An 8326-nucleotide genomic window follows, 5' to 3' on the forward strand; every position below is an offset into this window, starting at 1 on the left:
CCCCACAAGATCGTCGGCGTCACGTCCTCGCTGCCGAACGAGGGCAAGTCGACGATCGGTCTGTCCCTCGCCCAATCCTGTGCGCAGGCCGGGGCGAAAACGCTGCTGATCGACTGCGACGTCCGCAATCCGTCGCTGACGGGACGGCTGGCGCCCGATGCAAAGCGGGGCCTGCTCGAGGTGATGCGCGACGCCTCCGTGATCAACGACGTCGTCTGGGTCGATCCCTCGACCAGGATGTCGTTCCTGCCCTGCGTGATCAGTTCGAGGCTTGCGAACGCCGGCGAGATGCTCGGTTCGGAGACGATGGCTCGTTTGTTCGAGCGTCTCAGGCAAAGCTATGATCGCGTGATCGTGGATCTTTCCCCCCTGGCGCCGGTTGCCGATGTTCGCGCGACCGCAAAGCTGGTCGATTCCTATGTGCTCGTCGTCGAGTGGGCGCAGACCAAGATCGATGTCGTCGAATACGCGCTCGCCGAGGCGCCCACGGTCGCCGATCGGCTGCTCGGCGTGGTGCTGAATAAGGTCGATATCGGCGTCATGAGCAGGTACGATTCCTACCGCGGCGACTATTATCACAACAGCAGTTACGAGCGTTACGGCTACGCGGACTGACGCACCCAGGTGCGCGTCAGCGGGCTTTCTTGCTCCGCTGTGTTGTCGGCCGAGAACCTGCAGGCGCCTTCTTCTTCACCTTGGCCCGATTGTAGTCGATGGCGGCACGGACGAGCGTTTTGAGAGCTCGCTCATCGATCTTGTCCCCCTCGAAGAGATCGATCGCGCGCCACACCTTTCCGTCCAGGCCGGCATTGAACAGCTTGTCGGGATCCGGCAGGGCCGCCCCATGCGAGAAGGTCAGCTTGACCTTGTCCTTGTGGGCATTGCCGACCGCGATCATCCCATCGCGCGACCACACCGGACTTCCCATCCACTTCCATTCCTCGATGATCCCGGAATCCGCGCTGAGGATGCTCTTGCGGACGCGGGCGAGCATCTTGCCGCGCCAGTCGTCAAGCCCTGCGATCAGCTGATCGATACGTTTCGTTGCTTCCATTGCTGCTTCATGCCTCAATTCTGCTGCCGCTTCGTTGCGACCTCAATCGTCATCGGGCGTCTGCAGTTCCAATGCGCAGATTGCTTGGGACGCGCGCGGCAAAGAGACCGCACGCGTCCGGCGCTTTCCGCGCTAGGCGGTTCTTGGCGACAGAAGCCGCCGAACGAGGTGGCCTTTCCACATCCAAAGCCCGGACAGCAGCATGACCGGAAGGAAGACATACCGGGTCAAAGGGGCGTAGTCCGGGATGACCTCAAACGGACTGTAGATGTAGCCGATGATCGGAATGCTGCAGACGATGTGGATCCAGCGAAAGATCGAACGCGTGGTGGCGTCTTTCATGACGAGTCTTGACTCCAAAGATGATCGTCGTGTCATGCGTGCGGGCGAGACGTGCCGGCATCAATCGGCCCGCGCCAGGACCTGCTCCAGATTCGCAAAGAACCGCTGCCAGCCGAACTTCGCGCCCTGATAGGCCTGCTGCTGATCGGCACGGAAGCCGCGCTGCTCCATGCGCAAGTGCGTCCCCGTGCTCGTCGGCGTGAGAGTCCAGGTGACGACACTCTCGAGCCCAAGCGCCTCCCATGTGTAAGACAGTGTCTTGTGCGGTTCGACGGTCAGAACCTGGCAGTCGACGGCGCCCCAGTCCCCGCGCAGATTGAAGCGATGGTCTACGGCAGGTTTGAAGTCGTTCTTCATGAGCCATTCCTCGATCAAATGGGGCTCTGTGAGCGCGCGCCAGATCTTTTCCGGCGGAAACGGGATCTCCCGTTCGACGACGACGGAGCGTGTTTCGGTGGCGGGTTCGTTCATTGGTCCATCCTTTTCAAGAGATCTTCGAGGCGATCGAAGCGGCTTTGCCAGAAGCCGGCCATCTGGCTCGTCCAGTCGATCAGGGGGGCCAGCGCACCGAGCTGCGCGCTGTAGTGGGTCTGACGGCCCTCGTGGCGGTCGCGCACCAGCCCGGCTTGCTTCAGCACACCGAGATGTTTCGAGACGGCCGGCTGGGAGACCCCGGCCCGCGCCGTCAAGGCGGCGACCGTCTGCTCCCCCTCGCGGCACAGCCGCTCGAACAGGCTCCGCCGAGTCGGATCGGCGAGCGTTCTGAACAGCACATCGTGAATGTCCGGCATTTTCAATCAATAACCCTGTGGTTATTGATCTACGTATAACCACAGAGAAATGCGTTCGTCAAGCTGTACCAGATCAGGGCTATGTCCACGCATATCCGGGACCGGCGTCGCTCACAATGGGATCTGTAAAATAGCCCACTGGTTATGCATTGGCCCTCACGGCGGGCGCAGCTGATACCCTGGACCGTCAGTCGAGGTATTCGCGATATTCGATCCGAAAGTCTCTTTCAGGAGAGATCCCGAACAGCTTGAGCTGACGTCTGTAGCCTGCAATGGGAAATGTCGAGCAGGTCCGGGTTCGATAGTAGCAGATCCAAAGCCTGATGGTCTGGCTGCATTGATTGTTGATCAGCAGGTTATGGTCGTAGATGTTGCGATTGATGGCCTGGGCTTCGGCGGCCGGAAAAATTTCCACGCACGGCTTCCCCACGGGATTGACGTGCAGTTGCGGCAGCAGGGCTCTTGCAAAGGCATTCTCCTGCGGAAAGTGCGGTGCGCCTCGCGACCCGCGATAGACCGGCGCGCTCAGTCCGAGCGGAACGAAGGCGCTCTGCGCGCGCGAGGCCGGCATCCCGCAGAAGCCTGCCATGACGACGGTCGCCGCGACGAGAAGGGGCTTCGATCCTGATGGCATCAGGCGGCGCAACTGGCAAGATCCGCAGACGACAGGATATCGAGATCATCAACAATGATCTCGGCGCAGCGGTCCCAGGTGAAATTTGCGGCGTGATCGCGACTTGCCGCGGCGAGGCGGGTGCGCAGCGCGGTATCGCCGATCAGGCGCGCGATGCCGCCGCTGATGCCGGCCGCATCGGCGTCATCGAACAGCAGTCCCGTGACGCCGTCGACAACGACTTCCGGAATCGCGTCGACCCGGGTCGCGATGCAGGGCAGGCCGCTGGCGGCTGCTTCGAGCAGCACGAGGCCAAAGCCTTCCGCACGGAACCTGTCCTTCGTTGCGGTGTGGATGAAGAGATCCGCCGTCTGATATAGCGCGCGGATCTCGTCCCGAGTCACCTCTCCGAGAATGCGGATATCCGCATCGATCTGGGCTGCCCGTTGCCGCAACCTCTCGGCATAGGCCGCTTCGATCGGCCGGCCCGCGATGATGTAGGTGACATTGTCGCGCACGGGCTTTGGCAAGGCCGCGATCGCCTCCATGGCCGGCAGGAGGCCTTTGCGCGGCTCGAGCCGCGCCACCGACAATGCGATGGTGTTGCGCGATCCTGCGAGGTGGCGCGCAACGAGGTCATCGACGCGCCGGCCCGCCAGGGGGCGCTTCCAGTAGTCGTCGACCCCGAGCGGCGCCAGGCGCACCCTGTCGACCAGCGGGTTGTGCGCGAGCATCACATCGCGGGTGAAGGCGCTGTTGGCATAGATCCGCTGGAAGGCGTTGAAAGGGCTGCGCGGAGAATAGCGGTTGATGTGGCCGATGATCCGGCTCTTCACGTCGGTGCCATGGACGATCGCGATTTTTCGCGCGCTGGTCGGTACGGCTGCGAGTGCCAGCACGCTCGGCAGGTCGACGGCCATGACGATGTCGAAGGTCGTCTGCGCCAATTGTAGCGCTGCCATCGACATGTTCCAGGGCAGCCACGCGTGTCTGTACTGCTCGGGAAAGCAGCGGATCACGGGATAGGGGGCGTCAAAACGTCCCGCCCGGCATTTTGGGGCGAAGACGACCGGTCGGTGCCCAAGCCGCAGCAATGCCGATGCGGTCTCGGACGCATAGGTGGCGATGCCGCCGGGATAGGGCGGAAACTCGCACGTGAACATCGCAATGCGCGAACCCATTTCGTCCTGATCAGCCCAGCTTGCTCGTCGTGTCACTCATCAGCGTCGGCGTCTCGCGCATGCGCGGCCCGAACCGGAAGTCCTGAAGCCAGCGAACCATCGGCCGTTCGATGGTGCGGTGGACGAGGATTCCCGTGCCCAGCGATCCTGCGATGCAGCCGAGCGCGACGACCAGCACGCTGCTGCCCGGCGCAAGGTGTGACCACGCGCCGAGGATCGCGGAGATGACCGCGCCATGCGTCAGATAGATGGCGTAGGAGGCATCTCCGAGCATGAGCCCAACGCGCTCGATCAGTCCGGGCGTCGGCGCGGTCCGCGCGCGCAGGGCGACATACAGGATCAGGCTCGCGCCGATCCCGGCCAGCACGACGTCGGCCGTCGCAAGATGGGTGTATGAGATCAGCATGAAGAGCAGCAGGTACAGCCCGCAGAGGCTGGTCAGGACCGTCATGCCGTTCGGCACCTTCGGGACGAACCAGTCCGGCCGTCGCAGATAAGCGAGGCTTGCCAGGAAGCCGAAGCCGAACAGCAGGTTCAGCCGGTTGAACGCAAAGCCAATGAGCTCGGACGGGGGCGTTGGCTGCGCGGAACCGACCAGCGCAAGAACCACGATCGGCGACAGCATCCAGGCGGCCACCAGGACGAGCCGCGGCCCGCTTCGCCAGAAAATGGTGGCGAACACCAGATAGAACAGGACCTCGTGCCGGAGCGTCCAGGCCTGCGACGGGTTCACCGGCCCGATCGGAAACAGCGTCAGCGCCCGCAGATATGGCTCCAGCTCGAACGAGCCGTCCCGCCCGACAAAGCGCAGCGCCGCGTAGGTCGCAACGCACAGCCAGAGGAACGGCACAATGCGGGCAAATCGCCGCCACAGGAAGTCGCCGACGCCGCCGCGCGGCCGCAACGACGATGGCTCGAGCGTGATGTAGGCAATGATGAAGCCGCTGACGACGAAGAACAGATCGACGCCTGCCGGCCCGCCATAGAACTCGAACGGAACGGGCGTCCTGCCGAAATACTTTGGCAGGCCGACGCCGAGATTGGCGTGCTCGGCGACCACGAGCGCGGCCGCGAGGCCGCGCAGATACTGGATGCCGTTCAGCTGCCTGGTCGCGGACAAAGCGCAAACTCCGCTATTGCAGCCTGATCACGGTCAGCGTGTCTTTCACCGTCAGCGACAGCCGGTGCCCTTCGATGACGGCATCATGCGAGGTGACCATCCCCTCATCGGTGAATTCGACCGCGGTCGCCTTGCTGATCGTGGCCGGCAGCGTGAGGTCGGTGCTGACGGTCCTCGACGGGATTTCGGTGCGCTGATCGGGATCCCACGCTGGAACGCCGAGCCAGAGTGCCAGCAGAAAACTGCCATCGCTGCGCTGGAAGAGCATGGACTGGATGGCGTCGTCCTTGCTCGATTGCGACCAGTCGAGTGCTTGCGGATGCGGCACCGCTCCGCGGTCGGAAAAGATGCCGATCAAATTCTTGATCGCGGCGAAGGCCGGCCGCCGCGTGCCGTCATAGCGGATCAGGCCGAAATTGGACTCGGGATCGGTGTCGCCCTTGTTGAAGGAATCGATCAGTTCGTAGACATAGGTTCGGACGATGCCGTTCTTCAGATCCCAGAGCATCAGACGCGGCAAATAGCGCGCGATGATGTTCTCCGGGGTCGGCCGGTGCTTTGGCGCCGGCACATTCATCGCGCTGTGATAGCCGGCTTCCGTGGCGACGACCGGCTTGCCCGAATAGAGTCCGCGCGCCTGCGCCTGATAGTCGCCGAGCGAGCCCTTTCCGGTCGCTTCGGGATATTGCCCGCCCGAATAGATGTGCCAGTTGCCGAAATCGACATTCGCACTGATGTCACCGAGCTGCTGGGCGCTGGGTCCCCACGGGCTCGGTCCGATCACGGCGACGCCCGCGAGGTCGGGATTGCCGTGCGCGGCCTGATACAGCTCTCTCTGCCGCTCGCGTCCGATGTTGGCCCACTCCGGATTTTTCTTCAGGTTGGGCTCGTTGGCGCCTTCGAAAAACTCCACCGCCCGTCCGGCCTGGTTGTAGACGTCATCCAGCTTGGCGAGATCGGTCAGATAGGCCGGCGTGGTCGCATCAAAGGTCACGAGACTCGACTTGATGCCGTCGGCCGCCAGCGCGCTCAGCCGCTTGTAATAGGTGTTCAGTGCCCCGCTGTTGCCGGCGGTCAATGCGCCGTCGCGGACATGCCGGACGCCGAGTTCGGCGAGCGCCGGGCGGACCAGCGCGTCGAACTTGTTGTAGGGCGTATTGAAGAACGACAGATGGATGTCGACGCCGATCTGGTCCACCACGCTGTCCGATGCGAGCGCCTGCGTCGCCGGGCGGTCGGTCGACGCCGTCTGCGCCGTAGCGCTCGTCAGTCCGCCGGCAATCGAAGACATGAGAAGCAAGCAGGCAAGAGCGCCGGGTCTCGTGTTCGGTGATCTCTTCAACATGATACTGCACTGAGATGAACTAAGCTTCGCTCTATCGGGACGAGTCGCTCGTGATGTTCGTCCCGCACGATGCGGAATGGCTCAGCATCATGGCTGAATTGTTTTGCAGCTGTGCCATTCTTGCGGCGGTAGCAGCGCTGCGCCTGATGCCGCGCGCGTCGCGTGTCGGATGCATCTAAAGAAATATCGGCCTTTTAGAATAGCTACAAAAGCCTGAAGAAATATCGGCTACTTAGAATAGCAACAAAAGTCCGAAATCCGCCGCGAGGAGCTCGCGGGTCAACCACAGTCCGTGGCTACGAGCCGCTAGAGATTTGTGGAGGACGTGAGTTTTGCAGAGATCGCTTCGCGTGCTGCACGTCGCGGAAACCCTGCGCGGCGGGCCGGCGACGTACATCAACAACGTCGTCGCGACGATCAGCAGACCAGGGTCGACCCTGGTGCTGGTGCCCGATCGGCACGCCGATGATCTGGAGATCGACCGCGACTGCGTCAGGGTGTTTCGGGCCGATCGTCGCGGGCTTTCGAGCCTGTTCACGCTGGCGGTTGCGGTGCTGGCGCTGGTCCGGGAGTTTCAGCCTGACATCATCAACGTCCATGGAACGTTCGCAGCGGCGGTGTGCCGCCTCGTGCTCGGCCTGACGAAATTCCGCAGGCGCATCGTCTACACCGTGCATTGCTGGCCGTTCGTGCGCGAGCAGTCTGCGATCAGCAGGCTGCTCTGCCAGCTGATCGAGCTCATGTTGTCGCCGCTCTGCGCGAAAATCGTCTGCGTCTCGCGGCATCAATATCTCGCCGCCCGGGCCATCGGCATCGGCAAACATCGGCTGGAGCGGATCTACAACGGCATCGCCGATCGCGCCGTGAAGCCGGAGCGGTCGGTTCGCAATGGCACGCTCGATCTGCTGTTCGTCGGACGCTTTGACCGGCAGAAGGGCCTCGACCTCCTGCTGAAGGCCGCGGCTGCGTTCGAGGACCGTGTGACAGTCCGTGTGGTCGGCGCGAATGTCGTCGATCAGGTCGAGGCTCGAAAAATTCCGTCCAACGTGACGTTCCTGGGCTGGAAGTCTCCGCGCGAGATCGAGACGGAGTTCAAGAATTGCGACGTCGTCGTCATGCCATCGCGCTGGGAGTCGTTCGGACTGGTGGCGCTGGAGGCGATGCGCGCCGGGCGCCCCGTACTGGCCTCGCGGATCGGCGGCCTGAGCGAAGTGATCAGGAACGAGGTGACAGGCCTGTTGTTCGCGCCGGTTGCCGTCGGCGGCCTGGTCGACGGAATTGCGCGCTGTTTCGATGCCGACCTGCCGGCCATGGGCCGGAACGGCGTCGAGCGCGTTCGTTCGCTGTTTCCCGCGAGCCGGTCGTCGCTCGCACTCGCCCATGTCTACGCCGAGGTCCACGCGAAAAGCAGTTTTCGGGGCAGATCGCGTGCGACGCGCACCGATTGGCTCATCGGCGGCCGCGGCGATCGGAAATATCAGCAGAGATTTTAGGCAGATGCTTTGCCCGGTGCGCTTGATCCGCCAGGGTGAATTGAGGTGAGAGATGTTGAGTTTGATCTTTTCCCGCGCGCGGGCGCGCCCGCTGCGGCGTCGCCCGAGGCGAGATGTAGCCATGTCCAAAACCAGCTCGAAAGGCCGGGTGCTCTATCTGGTCATGGACGGCGACTTCGCGCGAAGGCAGGGGGTGCCGTCGAGCAACCGCAATCATTTTGCGATCTTTGGCAGCCGCTACACGCAGGTGTTCGATCAGGTCCACATCATGTGCCGCGTGCACGATGTCGAGGATGAAAGGACCTTGCCGGTCGGCGGGCGGGGTGTCGACGTCATCGCGTTGCCGCCGGTTCACGGCTGGCGCGGTCTGCTGCGCTACGGGCCGCA

11 protein-coding genes are annotated in these 8326 nt (G+C 63.1%); 3 read left to right on the top strand and 8 right to left on the bottom strand.

All coding sequences use genetic code 11. The features are described 5' to 3' along the window. Positions 1-615 (top strand): CpsD/CapB family tyrosine-protein kinase (locus JOZ76_RS10620; protein ID WP_291698588.1); only part of this gene is annotated, 615 nt, incomplete at its 5' end. Positions 616-631: 16 nt separating this feature from the next. Here the strand turns inward: JOZ76_RS10620 and JOZ76_RS10625 are convergent. The 8 genes from JOZ76_RS10625 to JOZ76_RS10660 all read right to left on the bottom strand — a co-directional run bounded on the left by JOZ76_RS10625 (position 632) and on the right by JOZ76_RS10660 (position 6392). After that, the gene (locus JOZ76_RS10625; RefSeq protein WP_291698589.1) at positions 632-1054 is read right to left on the bottom strand and encodes a DUF1801 domain-containing protein; all 423 of its coding nucleotides are present in this window, start codon (positions 1052-1054) and stop codon (positions 632-634) included. Between the two features lie 132 nt (positions 1055-1186). Further along, entirely contained in the window at positions 1187-1396 is a 210-nt protein-coding gene (locus JOZ76_RS10630; protein ID WP_291698590.1) for a hypothetical protein, read from the bottom strand. Between the two features lie 60 nt (positions 1397-1456). After that, on the bottom strand, positions 1457-1867 hold the full coding sequence (locus JOZ76_RS10635) for an SRPBCC family protein (RefSeq protein WP_291698591.1): 411 nt from the start codon (positions 1865-1867) through the stop codon (positions 1457-1459). Continuing rightward, a complete protein-coding gene (locus JOZ76_RS10640) occupies positions 1864-2187 on the bottom strand; it encodes an ArsR/SmtB family transcription factor (RefSeq protein WP_291698592.1) in 324 nt (107 codons plus the stop codon). The genes JOZ76_RS10635 and JOZ76_RS10640 overlap by 4 nt, the downstream gene beginning before the upstream one ends. 187 nt (positions 2188-2374) lie before the next feature. Next, positions 2375-2776 (bottom strand): hypothetical protein, encoded by a 402-nt coding sequence (locus tag JOZ76_RS10645; RefSeq protein ID WP_291698593.1) that lies wholly within the window; start codon positions 2774-2776, stop codon positions 2375-2377. 44 nt (positions 2777-2820) lie between these two features. Next, a complete protein-coding gene (locus JOZ76_RS10650) occupies positions 2821-3981 on the bottom strand; it encodes a glycosyltransferase family 4 protein (RefSeq protein ID WP_291698594.1) in 1161 nt (386 codons plus the stop codon). A gap of 10 nt (positions 3982-3991) precedes the next feature. Then, positions 3992-5101, bottom strand: coding sequence for an acyltransferase family protein (locus JOZ76_RS10655; RefSeq protein WP_291698595.1), 1110 nt, complete (start codon positions 5099-5101; stop codon positions 3992-3994). A gap of 13 nt (positions 5102-5114) precedes the next feature. After that, positions 5115-6392 carry a hypothetical protein gene (locus tag JOZ76_RS10660; protein WP_291698596.1) on the bottom strand — a complete coding sequence of 426 codons (1278 nt, stop codon included), beginning with the start codon at positions 6390-6392 and terminating at the stop codon, positions 5115-5117. A 386-nt stretch (positions 6393-6778) separates the two neighbouring features. On the opposite strand from JOZ76_RS10660, the gene JOZ76_RS10665 reads away from it, so the two are divergent. Together JOZ76_RS10665 and JOZ76_RS10670 are read left to right on the top strand one after the other, a co-directional pair. Then, the gene (locus tag JOZ76_RS10665) at positions 6779-7939 is read left to right on the top strand and encodes a glycosyltransferase family 4 protein (protein ID WP_291698597.1); all 1161 of its coding nucleotides are present in this window, start codon (positions 6779-6781) and stop codon (positions 7937-7939) included. A gap of 121 nt (positions 7940-8060) precedes the next feature. Next, positions 8061-8326, top strand: a 266-nt coding sequence (locus tag JOZ76_RS10670; RefSeq protein WP_291698598.1) for a hypothetical protein, incomplete at its 3' end; no start/stop codon positions are given.

This window comes from Bradyrhizobium sp., assembly GCF_019244115.1.
Taxonomy (GTDB): Bacteria; Pseudomonadota; Alphaproteobacteria; order Rhizobiales; family Xanthobacteraceae; genus Bradyrhizobium.